This is a genomic window from Pseudomonas sp. W4I3 (assembly GCF_030816195.1).
Lineage (GTDB): Bacteria > Pseudomonadota > Gammaproteobacteria > Pseudomonadales > Pseudomonadaceae > Aquipseudomonas.
Window position 1 is genome coordinate 5,067,901 of sequence record NZ_JAUSXS010000001.1, and the last position, 17,291, is coordinate 5,085,191.

Here is a 17,291-nt window from a genome sequence, read left to right on the forward strand (position 1 = left end):
TCAGGGAGGCGCGCTTGTCACTTCTTCGCGGCAAACAGCGCGTCGAGCTTCTGCTCGAAGGTGTGGTAGTCGATGCGATCGTAAAGCTCCATGCGGGTTTGCATGGTGTCGATCACGTTCTGTTGCGTACCGTCGCGACGGATCGCGGTGTAGACGTTCTCGGCGGCCTTGTTCATGGCGCGGAAGGCCGAGAGCGGGTACAGCACGATGGAAACATCGGCAGATTTCAACTGTTCGGTGGTGTACAGCGGGGTCGCGCCGAATTCGGTGATATTGGCCAGGATCGGCGCCTTCACCCGCGAAGCGAACAGCTTGTACATCTCAAGTTCGGTAATGGCTTCCGGGAACACCATGTCGGCGCCGGCCTCGATGCACGCGGCGGCACGCTCCAGGGCGGACTCCAGACCTTCCACGGCCAGGGCGTCGGTGCGCGCCATGATCACGAAGCTGTCATCGGTGCGCGCATCGACGGCAGCCTTGATGCGGTCGACCATTTCCTGCTGGGACACGATCTCTTTGTTGGGACGGTGGCCGCAGCGCTTGGCGCCGACCTGGTCTTCGATGTGGATGGCCGCCGCGCCGAACTTGATCATCGACTTGACGGTGCGCGCCACGTTGAACGCCGACGAGCCGAAACCGGTGTCCACGTCCACCAGCAGCGGCAGGTCGCACACGTCAGTGATGCGGCGTACATCGGTCAGCACATCATCCAGGCCGGTGATGCCCAGGTCCGGAACGCCCAGGGAACCCGCGGCCACGCCGCCACCGGACAGATAGATCGCCTTGAAGCCGGCGCGCTTGGCCAGCAAGGCGTGGTTGGCGTTGATGGCGCCGACGACCTGCAACGGCTGTTCACTGGCGACCGCGTCACGGAAACGCTGGCCTGGGGTGCTGTTGTTCGTGGAACTCATGACTCACCTCTATTTATTGGGGAGCGCCGTCCGGGAAGTGACGGGCGATGTTGCGTTTGGACGCGCCGATATGGCGGCGCATCAACAGTTCGGCCAGTTCACCATCGCGATCGGCAATCGCGTCCAGAATGCGGTGATGCTCGGCAAAGGCCTGGCGTGGACGGTTGGGTGTGGCAGAGAACTGGATGCGGTACATGCGCACCAATTGGTACAGCTCGCCGCAGAGCATCTGGGTCAGGGTGCGGTTGCCGGCACCCTGGATAATCCGGTAATGGAAGTCGAAATCGCCCTCCTGCTGGTAATAGCCGACACCGGCCTGGAACGCGGCGTCCCGTTCGTGGGTGTGCAAGACCTGGCGCAGTTCTTCGATTTCCGCGTCGGTCATGCGCTCGGCGGCCAGCCGGCACGCCATGCCTTCCAATGACTCGCGAATCTCATACAGTTCGATCAGCTCGGCGTGGCTCAACGACACCACCCGCGCGCCGACGTGGGGCACTCGCACCAGCAGGCGCTGGCCTTCGAGGCGGTGAATCGCCTCGCGCAGCGGGCCACGGCTGATGCCATAGGTGCGTGCCAGCTCCGGCTCGGAGATCTTTGTACCGGGGGCGATCTCGCCCTTGACGATGGCGGCCTGGATTCGTCGGAAGACGTTTTCCGACATAGTTTGGGATTCGTCCGACAGCGCCGGCGGTGCTTCCGATTGTTCCAGCATATTGTCGACACCTTGGAAAGCAATACGGCAAAAACTAGCCAATCCCTACTGCTTAGTCAAAGAATAAATCAATATTGTCGACAATCGTCTAATAACCTCCACCGGGCTCTGGAAAGCATGGCCGCCTGCCAGCGCTGGCGCCAAAAAAGCATCATGTTAGAATGCCCGCCGCATTTGCCTGACATCGCCAGATGAAACGGCGCACGAGGGAGCTTGCGCAGTAATGCCAGTCGCCTTGAATTTCGCACTGCATCGCCTCAGGAATTATGAGACTCAAGCCCTTCCCCCTACTGTTGTGCCTACTGTCACTCCCGAGCCTTGGCGTTGCCGCCGAGAAAACGGTGTATGGCCTGAATGAATACGCCAAGCTGGCGGGCATCGACCTTGAAGTCGCGGCCAAACTCGACACGGGCGCCAAGACTGCCTCGCTGAGTGCGCGCGATATCAAACGCTTCAAGCGCAACGGCGAATCCTGGGTACGCTTTTACCTGGCCATCGATGCCGCCCACTCCCATCCTATCGAACGTCCCCTGGCCCGCGTCAGCAAGATCAAGCGCCGCGCCGGTGATTACGACCCCGAGGAGGACAAGCAGTACACCGCCCGTCCGGTGATTGCCCTGGATATCTGCATGGGCAACGCTTTACGCAGCATCGAGGTGAACTTGACTGACCGAAGCACCTTCCAATACCCGCTGCTGATCGGCTCCGAAGCGCTGAAGCGTTTTGATGCGCTGATCGACCCCAGCCTTAAATATGCTGCAGGCAAACCTGCCTGCGCCGCCGACGCTCATACCGCCGAGTAAACCGAATGCGCTCTTTGACCCTGCACCTGAAAATCCTGATCACCATTTTGGTGGTGTTGGGTATTTCGGTCACCGCCTACCAGATCTTCGTGCTGGGCATCCCCGTCACCGAGGACGCCACCGACGACTTGTGGAACATCGACGCGAAGGTCGAGTTCGTCGCCAACCCCAAGGATCCGGTGAAGATTTCGATGTTCGTGCCGCCGCTGAGCCGCGACTTCGTCAGCCTCAATGAGAGTTTTATTTCAAACAACTACGGGGTGAGCGTCAACCGTGCGGACGGCAACCGCAAGGTCACCTGGTCGGCGCGCCGCGCCAAGGGCAACCAGACCTTGTATTACCGCCTGGTGCTGACCAAGCGCTACAGCGGTGAAAAGGTCAAGATCAAGGGCCCGACCTTCCGCGACAGCATCGCCGTGGAAGGCCCGGAAAAAATCGCCGCCGAAGCCTTGCTCGCGCCGATTCGCCAGCACTCGGCGGACGTCGAGACTTTCATCACCGAAGCCATCAAGCGCACCAACAACCTCAACGATGACAACGTAAAACTGCTGCTGGCGGGCGACGCGTCGACGTCGCACAAGGCCAAGATCGTTGAGCTGCTGCTGTCCATCGCCCACGTGCCGGTGGAAAAAGTCCATACCATCCGCCTCGTCGCGGACCAGCCGCAATCTCCGGAACTGTGGCTGCGCAGCTTCAACGGTAATGACTGGCTGTACTTCAACCCGGAAACCGGTGAACAAGGCCTGCCCGCCGACCGCCTGCTGTGGTGGACCGGCGATGAAGGCCTGATCACGGTCGATGGCGGCAAGAAAGCCATGGTGACCTTCAGCCTGAACAACAGCGAGATGAACGCCATCCGCCTGGCCAAGCTGACCGACGAAAACACTGACGCCAACTTCCTCGAATACTCGCTGTACGGCCTGCCGCTGCAGACCCAGCAGACCTTCATGATCATGGTGATGATCCCGATTGGCGTGCTGGTGATCCTGATCCTGCGCAACCTGATCGGCCTGCAGACCCTCGGCACCTTTACCCCGGTGCTGATTGCCCTGGCGTTCCGCGAGACGCAGCTGGGTTTCGGGATTGTGCTGTTCACCATTATTACCGCACTGGGGCTGTCGCTCAGGTCCTACCTGGAACACCTGAAGCTGCAGATGCTGCCCAGACTGTCGGTGGTGCTGACCTTCGTGGTGGTGCTGATTGCCGCCATCAGCCTGTTCAGCCACAAGCTGGGCCTAGAACGCGGCCTGTCGGTGGCGCTGTTCCCGATGGTGATCCTGACCATGACCATCGAACGCCTGTCGATCACCTGGGAAGAGCGCGGCGCCAACCATGCGCTGAAAGTGGCGATCGGCACGCTGTTCGCGGCGTCCCTGGCGCACATCATCATGAGCGTGCCAGAGCTGATCTACTTCGTATTCACCTTCCCGGCGATCCTGTTGATCCTGGTGGGTTTCATGCTGGCCATGGGACGTTATCGCGGCTACCGCCTGACCGAGCTGGTACGTTTCAAGGCCTTCCTGAAGGCTGACTCGTAATGTTCGGCCTCTGGAAAACCTGGAAGGCCCTGGAAGCGCGGGGGATCATGGGCATCAACCGGCGTAACGCCGACTACGTGCTCAAGTACAACAAGCGCAGCCTGTACCCCATTGTGGATGACAAGATCATCACCAAGGAGCGGGCCATGGCGGCCGGCATTCATGTGCCGCAAATGTATGGCGTGATTTCCACCGAGAAGGAAATCGACAAGCTCGACGAAATCATCGGCGGGCGCAGCGACTTCGTGATCAAGCCCGCCCAGGGCGCTGGCGGAGACGGAATCCTGGTGGTTGCGGATCGCTTTGAGGGGCGCTATCGCACGGTGTCCGGCAAGATCATCAGCCATGAAGAAATCGAGCACCAGATTTCCAGCATTCTGACCGGCCTGTACTCCCTGGGTGGCCACCGCGATCGCGCCTTGATCGAATACCGCGTGGTACCCGACCAGATCTTCAAGAGCATCAGCTACGAGGGCGTGCCGGATATCCGCATCATCGTGCTGATGGGCTACCCGGTGATGGCCATGCTGCGCTTGCCGACCCGCCAGTCCGGTGGCAAGGCCAACCTGCACCAGGGCGCGATTGGCGTGGGCGTCGACCTCGCCACCGGCCTGACCCTGCGTGGCACCTGGCTGAACAACATCATCACCAAGCACCCCGACACCACCAATGCGGTGGATGGCGTACAACTGCCCAACTGGGACGGTTTCATGAAGCTGGCGGCCGGTTGCTACGAGCTGTGCGGCCTGGGCTATATCGGTGTGGACATGGTGCTGGACCAGGAAAAAGGCCCGCTGATCCTGGAGCTGAACGCGCGGCCGGGGCTCAATATCCAGATTGCCAACGACTGCGGCCTGACCTTGCGCACCCATGCGGTGGAAGCACGACTGGAAGAGCTGAAGGCCGCTGGCGTGAGCGAAACCCCGGAAGAGCGGGTGAAGTTCGTGCAGGAAATGTTCGGGCATATACCGCCCGTGGAAGGCTGACCCGACCTTCAAACTGTCTAACCCCGACATCCCCTCTAGGAGCAAATCCTATGGGGGACTACAATCCCCTCCCTTCGCGCCACTGGCTGATTCACCCCCGCATGTCGACTTGTTCCGTTTACCCGTTGCCCTATCGGGCCAACCCTACCGAGTATTTTGCGGCGATTCGCCATGCCCCTGGCGCGGTGCTGCTCGACAGCGGCCGTCCGGCTGCCGAGCGCGGCCGTTATGACCTGCTCAGCGCCTGGCCTGAGGCGACCTTGGCGGTTGAGCCTGACGAAAGCGGCGGCGATTTCCTGCAACGCTTGCGCAAAAGCCTGACGCAATTGGGCGAAGCGGATTTACCCGCAGGGTACGAGCTACCGTTTGCCGGCGGCCTCATCGGCTATCTGAGCTATGACTTCGGCCGCCACCTGGAGCAGATGCCGCAACTGGCCGTAGATGACCTGAACCTGCCGGACGCACGCTTTGGGCTCTACGCCTGGGCGTTGATCAGCGACCACCAGGCACAGTCCAGTCAGTTGGTGTTTCACCCGACATTGGCCCAGAGCGAGCGGCAGCGATTGGCCGCCTTGTTCAGCCAGGAAAGCGTCGAGCTGTCGGCACCGTTCAAACTTCATGGCCCCATGGCCCCTGACCTGACCGCCGAGGTCTATCGTCAGGCCATTGGGCGAATTCAGGACTACATTCAGGCTGGCGACTGCTACCAAGTCAATTTCGCCCAGCGCTTTCGTGCGCCCTGCAGTGGCGATCCCTGGTTGGCTTACTGCGCACTGCGCGAAGCCTGCCCGACGCCGTTTTCCGGCTTCCAGAGCCTGCCGGACGACGGCGCGGTGCTGAGCCTGTCGCCCGAGCGTTTCGTGCATGTCAGCCAGCGCCGCGTGGAAACCCGCCCCATCAAAGGCACCCGCCCACGTGGTCTGACGCCCGAAGAAGATGCCGCCAACGCCGCCGAACTGCTGGCCAGCGCGAAGGATCGCGCCGAGAACCTGATGATCGTCGACCTGCTGCGCAACGACCTCGGCCGCAGTTGCCGTATCGGCTCGGTAAACGTCCCGGAGTTGTTCAGCCTTGAAAGCTACCCCAACGTGCACCATCTGGTGAGCAGCGTCACCGGCACATTGGCCGACGACAAAGATGCCCTCGACCTCATCGCCGGCAGCTTCCCCGGCGGCTCCATCACCGGTGCGCCGAAGATCCGCGCCATGCAGATCATCGACGAACTGGAGCCGACCCGACGCGGCTTGTACTGCGGCTCGCTGATGTACCTGGACGTGCGCGGCGAAATGGACAGCTCCATCGCCATCCGCAGCTTGCTGGTCAAGGACGCACAGGTGTGCTGCTGGGGCGGCGGCGGGATCGTCGCGGACTCGCAGTGGGAGGCGGAATACCAGGAGTCGCTGACGAAAGTGCGGGTGTTGTTACGCACCCTGGAAAGCCTCTGATCCACAAGCCATTCCCGCCGCAACCTCGATGCGAAAAACCCTGAATCAGAACGGTGGTGGACCGACGGTGAACTGGACGATAGCGTCCTACTTCCGCCGCCACCGGCCATCTGTGAAGGACCACATATGCGATTGCTCAACCGTCAGAACTTGTTTCAGAGATTGCATCTCCGCTCACTTGAGCCTAGCATCTCCCAAAACGGGAGGTTGTGACGATGCGAATCATTGCGCTCTCAACCTTACGAATATTCTGGGAAAGCCAGCCAGCATTTGCCGATGCAAAAACGCCCCTGGTCGAGTTATATCGCTATCTGGAGAAGGCCACTTTTCCGACGCCGCAGGCGCTCAAGACAGCGCTGCGGACTGCGAGCATCCTCAAAGGCGGGCGGGTTGTATTCAACGTGGGTGGCAACAAGTACCGGGTGATTATGTCCATCGATTATGAGAGGCAGCTTGGGTTAGTACGCTTCGTCGGCACCCACGCGCAGTACGACCCAATCAATGCGGAGACCGTGTGATGAGCATCAAACCTATTCATTCTCAGGAAGACCTGGCCGCTGCGCTCGCCCGCGTTGAGCAGTTGTGGGGAGCCACCATCGGCAGCCCCGAAGGTGACGAACTGGAAATTCTCGCTGTTCTTATCGAGAAGTACGAGGCGGAACATTTCCCGATGCCGCCTTCGGACCCGGTGGAGGCGATCCGATTCCGTATGGAGCAGATGGGTCTGACTGCCCGCGACCTTGAGCCATTTATCGGCCCCAGCGGGCGGGTTTCGGAGGTTTTGAACGGCAAGCGCAAGCTGAGCCTGGCCATGATCAAGCGCCTGCATGACGGCCTTTGTATACCTTACGAGCGGTTGCTGGCAGATGTTTAAGCGAGGCCGGATGGCCGCCTTCGCGAGCAAGCTCGCTCCTACATTCGACCGCATTCCCACTTGAGAACCCCGAAATAGTGTAGGAGCGGGCTTGCCCGCGAAGAGGCCCTCAGCTTCACTAAATTATCAAAGGCTCAACGGCCGGTTCGACGCCGTGATGAAAGCCTTCTTCAAATCCTCAAACGTATGCACCGCTGGAAACTGCGGGAATTCGCGAATCACATTCTCCGGGGCATGGAACAGAATTCCCTGGTCCGCCTCACCCAGCATGGTGGTGTCGTTATAGGAATCACCCACCGCAATCACTCGGTAATAGAGCGTCTTGAACGCCAACACCGACTGGCGCTTGGGATCTTTCTGGCGCAGCTGGTAGCTGACCACCCGGTCGTTTTCATCGGTGATCAGGCGGTGGCAGAGCAAGGTCGGAAAGCCCAGCTGGCGCATCAGCGGCTGGGAGAATTCGTAGAAGGTGTCAGAGAGAATCACCACCTGGAAGCGCTCGCGCAGCCAGTTGACGAACTCGATGGCGCCGTCCAGTGGCTTGAGGGTGGCAATCACTTCCTGGATATCGCCGAGCTTGAGCCCGTGCTCGTCGAGGATGCGCAGGCGCTGCTTCATCAGCACGTCGTAGTCGGGAATGTCACGGGTGGTGGCGCGCAAGGATTCAATACCGGTTTTTTCGGCGAAGGCGATCCAGATTTCCGGAACCAGCACCCCTTCCAGGTCGAGACAGGCAATTTCCACAAGACACTCCGTTCGTATTATTCAAGTTGAGCGAGCAAAAGGACTGCCGAACTCTAGCGACTCGAGCACGCCGCCGCAACGCAGGGCGGATTTTGATACCATCGCCCCCCATAGAGCGCTCAGCGCCACTGACCTGTAGGAACCGTCCTGATGAACCAAGCCTTCGACGTCGTTGAACTCGCCACGACCTATGCCAACAAGTCCGCCCAGGACATTCTCAAGCTGGCGTTCAGCCATTTCGGTGATGACCTGTGGATTTCCTTCAGCGGCGCCGAGGATGTGGTGCTGGTGGACATGGCTTGGAAGCTGAACAAGAACGTCAAGGTGTTCAGCCTCGACACCGGTCGCCTGCACCCGGAAACCTACCGGTTTATCGAACAGGTGCGTGAGTTCTACAAGATCGACATCGAGCTGATCTCGCCGGACCAGAGCAAGCTGGAACCCTTCGTCAAGGAAAAGGGCCTGTTCAGCTTTTATAAAGACGGTCATGGCGAATGCTGCGGCATACGCAAGATCGAGCCGCTGCGCCGCAAACTCGCCGGCGTGAGTGCCTGGGCAACCGGCCAGCGTCGCGACCAGAGCCCGGGCACCCGCAGCCAGGTAGCCGCGCTGGAAATCGATACGGCGTTTTCTACCCCGGAACGCACCCTGTACAAATTCAACCCCCTGGCGCAAATGACCAGCGAGGAGATCTGGGGCTATATCCGTATGCTGGAGCTGCCCTATAACAGCCTGCATGAACGCGGCTTTATCAGCATCGGCTGCGAGCCCTGCACCCGCCCGGTCCTGCCCAACCAGCATGAGCGTGAAGGCCGCTGGTGGTGGGAAGAAGCCACGCAGAAGGAATGCGGGCTGCATGCAGGGAATATCATCAGCAAGACAAAAGGCTGACGCAATTAACATGTGGGAGGGGGCTTGCCCCCGATGGCGGCGTGTCAGGCACTATACGGGTGACTGATCCGGCGCTATCGGGAGCAAGCCCCTCCCACATTTGTTTTGTGTTGGCAATAAACATGTACACATAGATGTAACTATCGGTGCCATTTATGTGTGCAATCCAGGTCGGACCGCACCAAAACGTAACACTTCCCGTCTTTCGGTTTTCGCCCTCCTAAGTCTCCCGCCTTCGTCTTAAAATTATATAGCTGTTCGAACGGTCAATTTATATCGCTTTCAATTCAGGCAGTTATTTCGATCAGCGATAAAAACGAAATTAGCCTTCGTTTTCATAGATCGAAAGCTGGCACGCATGTGGCTTAAGGTGAAATGCTCTTTGTATACAATAAATACAAAACCTACATACACTTTGCCATCTGCCGTCTCGCTGCGGATGCGCTGGAGCCTGCCGGAATGCGTACAAGTCTCTCGAATAACGTCGCACTGGATCTACCCTCCTCCGCCCTGAATCCCGAGGCGGCAAGCCCCGGCCCGCTGGTACTCAGCCCACGCCTGCACAACAAGGACCTCGCGCCGACCAAGGCCGAAGGTCGTCGCTGGGGGCGCTATAGCATCTTCGCGTTGTGGACCAATGACGTGCACAACATCGCCAACTATTCATTCGCCATCGGCCTGTATGCATTGGGCCTGGGCGGTTGGCAGATCCTGCTGTCCCTGGGGATCGGTGCGGCACTGGTGTACTTTTTCATGAACCTTTCGGGGTATATGGGCCAGAAGACCGGCGTGCCGTTTCCGGTGATCAGCCGCATCAGCTTCGGTATTCATGGCGCACAGATCCCAGCATTGATCCGCGCGGTGATTGCGATTGCCTGGTTCGGCATCCAGACCTACCTGGCATCGGTGGTTTTCCGCGTGTTGCTGACGGCGATTCATCCAGGATTTGCCGACTATGATCACAACTCGATTCTCGGCCTGTCGTCGTTAGGCTGGGCGTGTTTCGTGGCGATCTGGCTGGTGCAACTGGTGATCCTGGCCTATGGCATGGAAATGGTTCGTCGCTATGAGGGCTTTGCCGGACCGGTGATTTTACTCACCGTGGCTTCGCTGGCCGGCTGGATGTACTTCCAGGCAGGCGGCAACATTGCCTGGTCGATTCGCGAGCCGCTGAGCGGCGGTGAGATGTGGCGCAATATCTTTGCCGGTGGCGCGTTGTGGCTGGCGATCTACGGCACGCTGATCCTCAACTTTTGCGACTTCGCGCGCTCCTCGCCCTGCCGCAAGACTATTCAGGTGGGCAATTTCTGGGGCCTGCCGGTGAATATCCTGGTGTTCGCCGCCATCACCGTGCTGCTGTGCGGCGGACAGTTCCAGCTCAATGGCCGGGTGATCGAAAGCCCGACCGAAATCATCGCCGCCATTCCGAATACCTTCTTCCTCGTGCTCGGCTGCCTGGCTTTCCTGATCGTCACCGTGGCGGTGAACATCATGGCCAACTTCGTCGCCCCGGCTTTTGTACTGAGCAACCTGGCGCCCAAGTACCTGAACTTCCGTCGCGCCGGGCTGATCAGCGCCACCGTGGCGGTGCTGATCCTGCCGTGGAACCTCTACAACAGCCCGCTGGTGATCGTGTATTTCCTGTCCGGCCTGGGCGCACTGCTGGGGCCACTCTACGGCGTGATCATGGTCGACTACTGGCTGATCCGCAAAAGCCAGGTAGATGTGCCGCAACTGTATAGCGAAGACGCACTCGGGGTTTATTACTACAGCCGGGGCGTGAACCTGCGCGCGGTGGCGGCGTTCGTGCCGGCAGCGGTGATCGCCATCCTGCTGGCACTGCTGCCCGGGTTCGCCAGCGTCTCGCCGTTCTCCTGGCTGTTTGGCGCCGGTATTGCAGGGTTGCTGTACCTGCTGATTGCCAAGCGCCAGCCGTTCTACGCCGATGTCAGCGGCGAAAGTATTGCAGTCGACAACGTCAGTCATTAAACAAGGACATTTCATGCGCATCCTCGTGGTTAACGTCAACACCACCGAATCCATCACTGAAACCATCGCTCAGCAGGCACGCAGCGTGGCCTCGCCGGGCACCGAGATTGTCGGCCTTACCCCCTACTTCGGCGCCGAGTCGGTGGAGGGCAACTTTGAAAGCTACCTGGCGGCCATCGCGGTAATGGATCGCGTGATGGCCTATGACCAGCCGTTTGATGCGGTGATCCAGGCCGGTTACGGTGAGCATGGTCGCGAAGGCCTGCAGGAATTGCTCAACGTGCCGGTGGTGGATATCACCGAAGCCGCAGCCAGCACGGCGATGTTTTTGGGTCACGCCTATTCGGTCGTGACCACGCTGGACCGCACGGTGCCACTGATCGAAGACCGGCTGAAGCTGGCCGGCCTATACCAGCGCTGCGCCTCGGTGCGCGCCAGTGGCATGGCGGTGCTGGAACTCGAGGAAGACCCGCTGGCTGCGATGGAGGCCATCGTGCGCCAGGCGGAACTGGCGATCCGTGAGGACAAGGCAGAAGTGATCTGCCTGGGCTGCGGCGGCATGGCCGGACTGGATGAGCAGATCCGCCAGCGCACCGGGGTGCCGGTGGTGGACGGGGTGACGGCGGCGGTGACGATCGCTGAATCGCTGGTGCGGTTGGGGTTGTCCACGTCGAAGATCAGGACCTATGCCACGCCCAGGCCAAAGAAAGTGCTGGGTTGGCCCGGCAAGTTTGGGCACTGCAAATAAAATGTGGGAGGGGGCTTGCTCCCGATAGCGGTATGTCAGCCAGCTTATCTATAGCTGACCCAGCGCTATCGGGAGCAAGCCCCCTCCCACATTTTGCTCACTGCGAGGCTTTAGATTGCACTGAATCTGCGGCCCAATTGCTGCTCAGCAAACTGCTCGATCACAAAATCCACAAACGCCCGCGTCTTGCCGGGCAACAGTTTGTGCTCGGCGTAATAGATGGAAATATTGCCGTCGTCCACATACCAGTCCGGCAGCACCCGCACCACCGCGCCACTGTCGAGGAACGGCACCGCCATCGGCATGCTGACCAGCGCAATGCCCAGGCCCTGGGCGCTGGCGCAGCAGGCGGCTTCGGAATCGCTCATGGTCATGGCGGCCTTGAGCACCAGCGGGCTGTGCTCGCGCTCGCGATGAGTCAGTTGCCATGAACGCACCCGGCCGGTTTGCGGTGAACGAATCAGGATGCCTTGGCAGCGCGACAAATCCTCGGGCACACGCACCGCTGGGCGTTGCGCCAGATAGGCCGGCGACGCCACCAGCACCCGGTGCGCCGGCGTCAACTTGCGCGCCACCACGCCTTGGGGCAGTTCAAAGCCACCGCCAATGGCAGCGTCAAAGCCCTGGCCAATCAAGTCGACCTGACGATTGTCGAAATGCCAGTCCGGGCTGATAGACGGGAAGCGCTGCATGAACTCCCCCAGCAGCGGCACCACATACCGATTGCCGAACACGGTACCCATGCTGACCTTCAGCGTGCCCACCGGCCGCCCTTCGGCGCTGGCCAGGTTGGCCACGGCGTTTTGAATCGTGGTCAGGCTACCGCTGACCTCGTCAAGAAACAGCTTGCCGGCTTCGGTCAGGGTCAGGCGACGGGTACTGCGCTGAAACAGCCTGACGCCCAGGCGCACTTCCAGCTTGGCCACGCTTTTGCCGACCGCTGCCGGCGTCAGGCTAAGGTGCCGCGCCGCCTCGGCGAAGCTACCGCCCTCGGCGCTGCGCACAAAGCATTCGATACTGCCAAAGCTTTCCATACCGCCCCATTCTAAACTTTTGGTTTACACAGACTATAGCAATCACGCTCTACCGGTGCCGACGAGCGAGGTCGATACTCACCCCATCAACTACTTGGAGTTCGACATGACCACACCTACCCTCACTGGCAAAGTCGCCTTGGTTCAAGGCGGTTCCCGCGGCATCGGCGCTGCCATCGTCAAGCGCCTCGCCGCACAAGGCGCCGCCGTAGCCTTTACCTACGTCAGCTCGGCCGCCAAGGCTGAGGCGCTGCAGAACAGCGTGATCAGCGAAGGCGGCAAAGCCCTGGCGATTCACGCCGACAGCGCCGATGCCACGGCGATCCGCAACGCGGTCAACCTGACGGTCGACACCTTCGGGCGCCTGGATATTCTGGTGAACAACGCGGGCGTGCTGGCCATCGCGCCGCTGGAAGCGTTCACGCTGGAAGACTTCGACCAGACCCTGGCGATCAACGTGCGCAGTGTCTTTATCGCCACCCAGGAAGCCGCCAGGCACATGGGTGAAGGGGGCCGGGTGATCAATATCGGCAGCACCAACGCCGAGCGCATGCCGTTTGGCGGCGGTGGGCCATACGCGATGAGCAAGGCGGCGCTGGTAGGCCTGACCAAAGGCCTGGCCCGCGACCTGGGGCCACGGGGTATCACTATCAATAACGTGCAGCCAGGGCCGGTGGATACTGACATGAACCCGGCAGACAGTGATTTTGCCGAGAGTCTGATGGGGCTGATGGCGGTGGGACGCTATGGGCATGTCGAGGAAATCGCCAGCTTCGTCGCGTATCTCGCCGGGCCGGAAGCCGGGTACATCACAGGCGCCAGCTTGACCATTGACGGTGGCTTCAGCGCCTGAGGTTTAGGCAACACTGCACAACCCATGTGGGAGGGGGCTTGCCCCCGATAGCGGTGAGTCAGCTATAGATAAGCTGGCTGATACACCGCCATCGGGAGCAAGCCCCCTCCCACATTTTCCCGGGTTGAATCAGGCCATGGGCGGCAGGCCATACGCAGCCAGGTCGAAATCCGCGAGTTTGCGGATGATCTGATCAGCATGCTGATACTTGCTGTCGGCCATGGCTTCATCGGGCACGGCGATAGCGATCATGTGCGCCGCTTTCGCCGCCGTCACGCCAAACGGCGAGTCCTCGAATACCAGGCAATCCTCGGGCGCCACGCCCAGGCGACGCGCGGCGGTGAGGAAGATGTCCGGCGCAGGCTTGGCGGCGCCGACTTCCGGGTCGTCGGCGGTCACGATGGTGTCGAACAGGCCAAACCATTCACGGTGCAAAGTGGTCTTGTGGCCGAAGGAATTGCGCGACGAACTGGTGCCCACGGCAATCGGAATATTGTGCGCTTTCAAATGCCGCACCAACGCCTCGGCGCCGGGCATGCCCAAGGCCTTTGGGAAAGCGTTCGCTCATCAGCGGTTCGCGAATCTCTAGAAACTCGGCCGGCGTGATCGGCAAGTCCAGCGCCTTGACGACGTAGTCTGCCAGGTCCTGGGCGCCACGCCCGATGATGTGCTGCTTGATGCTCCAGTCATAGGTGCGACCATAGCGTTCAGCAATGATTTGCGTGACTTCGGTGTAGATGCCTTCAGTGTCCAGCAACAACCCGTCCATATCGAAAATCACGGCCTTGATCTGGACAGCGGTATGCGGTGCATTCATCACAACAGAACCCTGGAGAAAGACTAAAAGGATTCAGCACAATAACGGCCAGACTTGCTTGCGAGCAACCCTTTACACTGCCCGCTTTCCCGTAGAAGTGCCTGCAATGCTCTTTCGTATAGCCGCCGACAGCCTGGTGCTGTTCCATTTGTGCTTTATCCTGTTCGTGTTATTTGGCGGGCTGCTTGCGCTCAAATGGCGATCGCTCATCTGGCTGCACGTGCCTGCGGCCGCCTGGGGCGTTGCCGTCGAAGTATTTCACCTGCCTTGCCCACTCACTCGCTGGGAAAACCTGTTGCGCCACCTGGCCGGGCAGGATGGTTATGGCGCGGGCTTCATCGAGCACTACATCCTCACGCTGATCTATCCGGCCGGGCTGACGCCGCAGATCCAACTGGGCCTGGGCGCGCTGGTGCTGTTGGTCAATATCGCGGTGTATGTACGACTGATCCGGCGTTATCGACAGGTTTGAGACAGCCGCACTGGTGAAGAATCAGGGTTCCCCTGCCCCTGCATAGACGCCGCCATGTCCGAAGCTTTCGAAGTTCCCAGCCCCCACGAAAAACACCTCGAACACACCACCGAACATGCTCACGGCCGTGGCGACAGCTTCGCCAGCCGCATCGCGGTGATGACCGCCATCATGGCCACCGTTGGCGCCATGCTCAGCTACCAGGCCGGCTCCAGTGAAAGCGAGGCGGCGATGGACAAAAACAACGCCGCCATCATCAAGACCGAAGCCGCGAACCAATGGAATTACTACCAGGCCAAATCCAGCCGTCAGAACCTGGCGGAACTGGCCGCGCATATCCCTGGCGTGGATGCCGCCCACTACAACGACGAAATCCAGCGCTATAAAAGCCAGAAGGAAGAGGTGCGCAAACAGGCAGAGACGCTTGAAGCCAGCTCGCGGGAATGGGACCACAAATCCGAACAAGTGCTGCACCAGCACCATCGCTGGGCCCAGGCCATGACCGCGATTCAGATCGCGATTTCGCTGGCTGCGATCACCTTGCTCACACGCAAAGAGTGGCTCAAGCGCATGTCGTATACCGCTGGCGGCGTGGCGGTGGTGCTCGGCAGCCTGGCTTGGCTGCATCTCTAATGCTGACCATGGAGGCAAGCGAGGTGATTTCAATCTGCTGACCGAGCGATTAGAGTGTCGCGCCTCGAGAATTGAATCTCGATATTCAGCCCATGGAGTTACTTGTGAAGTACGTCAGTAAAGCAGTTGCAGCAGCCGTTCTCGGTTTCACCCTGGCAGGTTGCACCGGCACCGCCATGAAGACCCAGCAATACGACGCCAGCCAATACACCGTGCTCGGCCACAGCGAAGCCAGCGCCACCGGCATCATGCTGCTGGGCATTATCCCGATTGGCCAGAACAGCCGCTTCGTGCGCGCCCAGGATGCAGCCATCAAGGCCAAAGGCGGCGACGCGATGATCAACACCCAAGTGCAGGAAAAATGGTTCTGGGCCTGGGTACTCAATGGCTACACCACCAAGATCTCCGGTGATGTGGTCAAGTTGAAAACCGCGCAGTAAGTATCAAGCTGCCCCGGCGCAGCCCGGGCGAGCGAGGGATCGTGGGCCTGCCTTCAGGGGCTGGCCCATGAACCTCCGTCTTTTTACGCAATCGCCGCCGCTGCCCTGTAGAGCGTCAGCACAACGCTCACCCAAATCGGTCGCGTCCGAGCCAGGCAAACAGATCCTCTAAATGAAGCTATCGTTCATCGTCTCGCTGGCGGTTCTGTCGCTGGCTCAACCGTCACTCTCCTTGGCAGACAATGCCAACGGAAAAAACCTCTACTCGCAGCGATGCGCCATGTGCCACGGAGCCGATATCCGAGGAACAGGACCGCTGGCCCGTAAAAGCAGCCCACCTACACCTGACCTCACGACTTCCGCGTTCAAAAAGCGCCTGCATGATTATCCGGGCGTCATCGTGTCATCAATCATCCTGCGGCCAAATGGAGATTTGATCCCGAACACGTTACGAGAAAATGGCGTGAAGCTACCGCCGCACGCCTGGAGCGTTAAGGACTTTCGCGACTTGAATAACTATATGGGTGATGTCATCGCCAAAAGTCGCTGAGTTGGCTGAGCGCCGCTCTTCATCTGGATCTACCTCGAAATCGGGCTCAGCGACCGATTCATTGCCACGATATCGGCATGGCTGGGGTTGCTTCCGAGCTTCGCGAAACTCTCCAGCATACGGTCTCGGATCTTCGCTGCCTCACCTTGTACGGCAGCATCAAGGGCGCGGCGCATCTCACTGGCAGCGTAATCGCAGCAATAGGCCGGCGTGGACGGTTGCTGGCGCCAGGACTCTTCCAGCGAGCCTGAGTAGATTGGGTCAAAACCGGCCTCACTCACCAACTCCATGACCTTTTCCACAGCACGCTCATCATCCCCCGCGACGGCAGCCGCCAGCCTGCCTGGGCTGCCTTCCGGCTGACCCAATTCAGCCAGGGTGTAGGCCAACAAATTGTTGAACGCTTTAATCACCGGTCTTCCGATCTGCCTGGATACCCACACACTTTCGGGCATCCCTTGATCGATGGCTGAGATGTGGTCATCGCGCAGCCCTGGATAATAGTTGCCGGTATCGATAACCGGCACTTCGGCTGGGACTGATGCGAATAAATCATGGGGCAGCTCAGCGACCGCGGGCAGCGGGATAGACAGCACAATCGCTTGCACACCTTGGACAGCGCCAGACACATCGGCAGGCGTTGCGCCAATCTCGTTGGCAAAGGACCGAACACCCTCAATGCCTTTGGAGTTAGCGACCACGACTTCGTGGCCTGCTGCGATCATTTTTCGAGCAAGCGTGCCACCGATATTGCCTGTACCAATAATTCCAATTTTCATGAAATCTCACCTGTTATTTCAGTTCAGGCGCTCACCTTAGGAGATTGGTGACAGAATGGTAAGTACACACCA

19 protein-coding genes and 1 pseudogene are annotated in these 17,291 nt (G+C 59.9%); 14 read left to right on the forward strand and 6 right to left on the reverse strand.

Translation table 11 applies throughout. The annotated features are described in order from the left end of the window. Positions 1-17: 17 nt before the first annotated feature. Together prpB and QF045_RS22910 are read right to left on the reverse strand one after the other, a co-directional pair. Positions 18-911 (reverse strand): methylisocitrate lyase, encoded by an 894-nt coding sequence (gene prpB, locus QF045_RS22905; protein ID WP_060756239.1) that lies wholly within the window; start codon positions 909-911, stop codon positions 18-20. Positions 912-924: 13 nt separating this feature from the next. After that, positions 925-1,623: a GntR family transcriptional regulator gene (locus QF045_RS22910; protein WP_306494157.1), complete on the reverse strand. Its 699-nt coding sequence runs from the start codon at positions 1,621-1,623 to the stop codon at positions 925-927. A gap of 266 nt (positions 1,624-1,889) precedes the next feature. Between QF045_RS22910 and QF045_RS22915 the strand changes: the two genes are divergently transcribed. The 6 genes from QF045_RS22915 (at position 1,890) to QF045_RS22940 (ending at position 7,269) form a co-directional block, all read left to right on the forward strand. Continuing rightward, entirely contained in the window at positions 1,890-2,426 is a 537-nt protein-coding gene (locus QF045_RS22915; protein WP_306494159.1) for an ATP-dependent zinc protease, read from the forward strand. A 5-nt stretch (positions 2,427-2,431) separates the two neighbouring features. Continuing rightward, a complete protein-coding gene (locus QF045_RS22920; RefSeq protein ID WP_306494160.1) occupies positions 2,432-3,964 on the forward strand; it encodes an inactive transglutaminase family protein in 1,533 nt (510 codons plus the stop codon). Then, on the forward strand, positions 3,964-4,950 hold the full coding sequence (locus QF045_RS22925) for an alpha-L-glutamate ligase-like protein (RefSeq protein WP_306494161.1): 987 nt from the start codon (positions 3,964-3,966) through the stop codon (positions 4,948-4,950). Before QF045_RS22920 ends, QF045_RS22925 begins: the two co-directional genes overlap by 1 nt. 101 nt (positions 4,951-5,051) lie before the next feature. After that, complete coding sequence (pabB, locus tag QF045_RS22930; RefSeq protein WP_306494946.1) at positions 5,052-6,395, forward strand: aminodeoxychorismate synthase component I; 1,344 nt, start codon at positions 5,052-5,054, stop codon at positions 6,393-6,395. A 215-nt stretch (positions 6,396-6,610) separates the two neighbouring features. Continuing rightward, the gene (locus QF045_RS22935) at positions 6,611-6,913 is read left to right on the forward strand and encodes a type II toxin-antitoxin system HigB family toxin (protein WP_306494162.1); all 303 of its coding nucleotides are present in this window, start codon (positions 6,611-6,613) and stop codon (positions 6,911-6,913) included. Continuing rightward, on the forward strand, positions 6,913-7,269 hold the full coding sequence (locus QF045_RS22940; protein ID WP_306494163.1) for a type II toxin-antitoxin system HigA family antitoxin: 357 nt from the start codon (positions 6,913-6,915) through the stop codon (positions 7,267-7,269). Before QF045_RS22935 ends, QF045_RS22940 begins: the two co-directional genes overlap by 1 nt. A gap of 126 nt (positions 7,270-7,395) precedes the next feature. Here QF045_RS22940 and thrH read toward each other — a convergent pair whose 3' ends face one another. Next, positions 7,396-8,013 carry a bifunctional phosphoserine phosphatase/homoserine phosphotransferase ThrH gene (gene thrH / locus QF045_RS22945; RefSeq protein WP_306494164.1) on the reverse strand — a complete coding sequence of 206 codons (618 nt, stop codon included), beginning with the start codon at positions 8,011-8,013 and terminating at the stop codon, positions 7,396-7,398. A 150-nt stretch (positions 8,014-8,163) separates the two neighbouring features. Between thrH and QF045_RS22950 the strand changes: the two genes are divergently transcribed. The 3 genes from QF045_RS22950 to QF045_RS22960 all read left to right on the forward strand — a co-directional run bounded on the left by QF045_RS22950 (position 8,164) and on the right by QF045_RS22960 (position 11,641). Next, positions 8,164-8,904 carry a phosphoadenylyl-sulfate reductase gene (locus QF045_RS22950; RefSeq protein ID WP_306494165.1) on the forward strand — a complete coding sequence of 247 codons (741 nt, stop codon included), beginning with the start codon at positions 8,164-8,166 and terminating at the stop codon, positions 8,902-8,904. A gap of 459 nt (positions 8,905-9,363) precedes the next feature. Then, positions 9,364-10,893 carry an NCS1 family nucleobase:cation symporter-1 gene (locus QF045_RS22955; protein WP_306494166.1) on the forward strand — a complete coding sequence of 510 codons (1,530 nt, stop codon included), beginning with the start codon at positions 9,364-9,366 and terminating at the stop codon, positions 10,891-10,893. A 13-nt stretch (positions 10,894-10,906) separates the two neighbouring features. Continuing rightward, complete coding sequence (locus tag QF045_RS22960; protein ID WP_306494167.1) at positions 10,907-11,641, forward strand: aspartate/glutamate racemase family protein; 735 nt, start codon at positions 10,907-10,909, stop codon at positions 11,639-11,641. Between the two features lie 110 nt (positions 11,642-11,751). Here QF045_RS22960 and QF045_RS22965 read toward each other — a convergent pair whose 3' ends face one another. Continuing rightward, on the reverse strand, positions 11,752-12,675 hold the full coding sequence (locus QF045_RS22965) for a LysR family transcriptional regulator (protein WP_306494168.1): 924 nt from the start codon (positions 12,673-12,675) through the stop codon (positions 11,752-11,754). A 106-nt stretch (positions 12,676-12,781) separates the two neighbouring features. On the opposite strand from QF045_RS22965, the gene QF045_RS22970 reads away from it, so the two are divergent. Beyond that, the gene (locus QF045_RS22970; RefSeq protein WP_306494169.1) at positions 12,782-13,528 is read left to right on the forward strand and encodes a 3-oxoacyl-ACP reductase family protein; all 747 of its coding nucleotides are present in this window, start codon (positions 12,782-12,784) and stop codon (positions 13,526-13,528) included. A gap of 129 nt (positions 13,529-13,657) precedes the next feature. On the opposite strand, the pseudogene QF045_RS22975 reads toward QF045_RS22970, so the two are convergent. Beyond that, a pseudogene (locus QF045_RS22975) lies at positions 13,658-14,345 on the reverse strand (HAD-IA family hydrolase). Positions 14,346-14,451: 106 nt separating this feature from the next. Here QF045_RS22975 and QF045_RS22980 point away from each other — a divergent pair. From QF045_RS22980 to QF045_RS22995, 4 genes are all read left to right on the forward strand, one after another. Next, a complete protein-coding gene (locus QF045_RS22980) occupies positions 14,452-14,817 on the forward strand; it encodes a DUF2784 domain-containing protein (protein ID WP_306494170.1) in 366 nt (121 codons plus the stop codon). Positions 14,818-14,871: 54 nt separating this feature from the next. Next, positions 14,872-15,450, forward strand: coding sequence for a DUF4337 domain-containing protein (locus QF045_RS22985; protein ID WP_306494171.1), 579 nt, complete (start codon positions 14,872-14,874; stop codon positions 15,448-15,450). A gap of 104 nt (positions 15,451-15,554) precedes the next feature. Next, complete coding sequence (locus QF045_RS22990) at positions 15,555-15,890, forward strand: hypothetical protein (protein ID WP_306494172.1); 336 nt, start codon at positions 15,555-15,557, stop codon at positions 15,888-15,890. A gap of 172 nt (positions 15,891-16,062) precedes the next feature. Beyond that, positions 16,063-16,440 carry a cytochrome c gene (locus QF045_RS22995; RefSeq protein ID WP_306494173.1) on the forward strand — a complete coding sequence of 126 codons (378 nt, stop codon included), beginning with the start codon at positions 16,063-16,065 and terminating at the stop codon, positions 16,438-16,440. A gap of 29 nt (positions 16,441-16,469) precedes the next feature. Here the strand turns inward: QF045_RS22995 and QF045_RS23000 are convergent, their stop codons facing one another. Beyond that, positions 16,470-17,219: an NADPH-dependent F420 reductase gene (locus tag QF045_RS23000; protein WP_306494174.1), complete on the reverse strand. Its 750-nt coding sequence runs from the start codon at positions 17,217-17,219 to the stop codon at positions 16,470-16,472. Positions 17,220-17,291 lie beyond the last annotated feature (72 nt).

Excerpts from the sequence above, each read along its gene's own strand:
- QF045_RS22915 (WP_306494159.1), top strand. The coding sequence starts at position 1,890 with ATGAGACTCAAGCCCTTCCCCCTACTGTTGTGCCTACTGTCACTCCCG.
- QF045_RS22950 (WP_306494165.1), top strand. The coding sequence starts at position 8,164 with ATGAACCAAGCCTTCGACGTCGTTGAACTCGCCACGACCTATGCCAAC.
- prpB (WP_060756239.1), bottom strand. The coding sequence starts at position 911 with ATGAGTTCCACGAACAACAGCACCCCAGGCCAGCGTTTCCGTGACGCG.
- QF045_RS22965 (WP_306494168.1), bottom strand. The coding sequence starts at position 12,675 with ATGGAAAGCTTTGGCAGTATCGAATGCTTTGTGCGCAGCGCCGAGGGC.
- QF045_RS23000 (WP_306494174.1), bottom strand. The coding sequence starts at position 17,219 with ATGAAAATTGGAATTATTGGTACAGGCAATATCGGTGGCACGCTTGCT.
- QF045_RS22935 (WP_306494162.1), top strand. The coding sequence starts at position 6,611 with ATGCGAATCATTGCGCTCTCAACCTTACGAATATTCTGGGAAAGCCAG.
- pabB (WP_306494946.1), top strand. The coding sequence starts at position 5,052 with ATGTCGACTTGTTCCGTTTACCCGTTGCCCTATCGGGCCAACCCTACC.
- QF045_RS22910 (WP_306494157.1), bottom strand. The coding sequence starts at position 1,623 with ATGCTGGAACAATCGGAAGCACCGCCGGCGCTGTCGGACGAATCCCAA.
- QF045_RS22985 (WP_306494171.1), top strand. The coding sequence starts at position 14,872 with ATGTCCGAAGCTTTCGAAGTTCCCAGCCCCCACGAAAAACACCTCGAA.
- QF045_RS22980 (WP_306494170.1), top strand. The coding sequence starts at position 14,452 with ATGCTCTTTCGTATAGCCGCCGACAGCCTGGTGCTGTTCCATTTGTGC.
- QF045_RS22970 (WP_306494169.1), top strand. The coding sequence starts at position 12,782 with ATGACCACACCTACCCTCACTGGCAAAGTCGCCTTGGTTCAAGGCGGT.
- QF045_RS22955 (WP_306494166.1), top strand. The coding sequence starts at position 9,364 with ATGCGTACAAGTCTCTCGAATAACGTCGCACTGGATCTACCCTCCTCC.
- QF045_RS22920 (WP_306494160.1), top strand. The coding sequence starts at position 2,432 with ATGCGCTCTTTGACCCTGCACCTGAAAATCCTGATCACCATTTTGGTG.
- QF045_RS22925 (WP_306494161.1), top strand. The coding sequence starts at position 3,964 with ATGTTCGGCCTCTGGAAAACCTGGAAGGCCCTGGAAGCGCGGGGGATC.
- QF045_RS22995 (WP_306494173.1), top strand. The coding sequence starts at position 16,063 with ATGAAGCTATCGTTCATCGTCTCGCTGGCGGTTCTGTCGCTGGCTCAA.
- QF045_RS22960 (WP_306494167.1), top strand. The coding sequence starts at position 10,907 with ATGCGCATCCTCGTGGTTAACGTCAACACCACCGAATCCATCACTGAA.
- QF045_RS22940 (WP_306494163.1), top strand. The coding sequence starts at position 6,913 with ATGAGCATCAAACCTATTCATTCTCAGGAAGACCTGGCCGCTGCGCTC.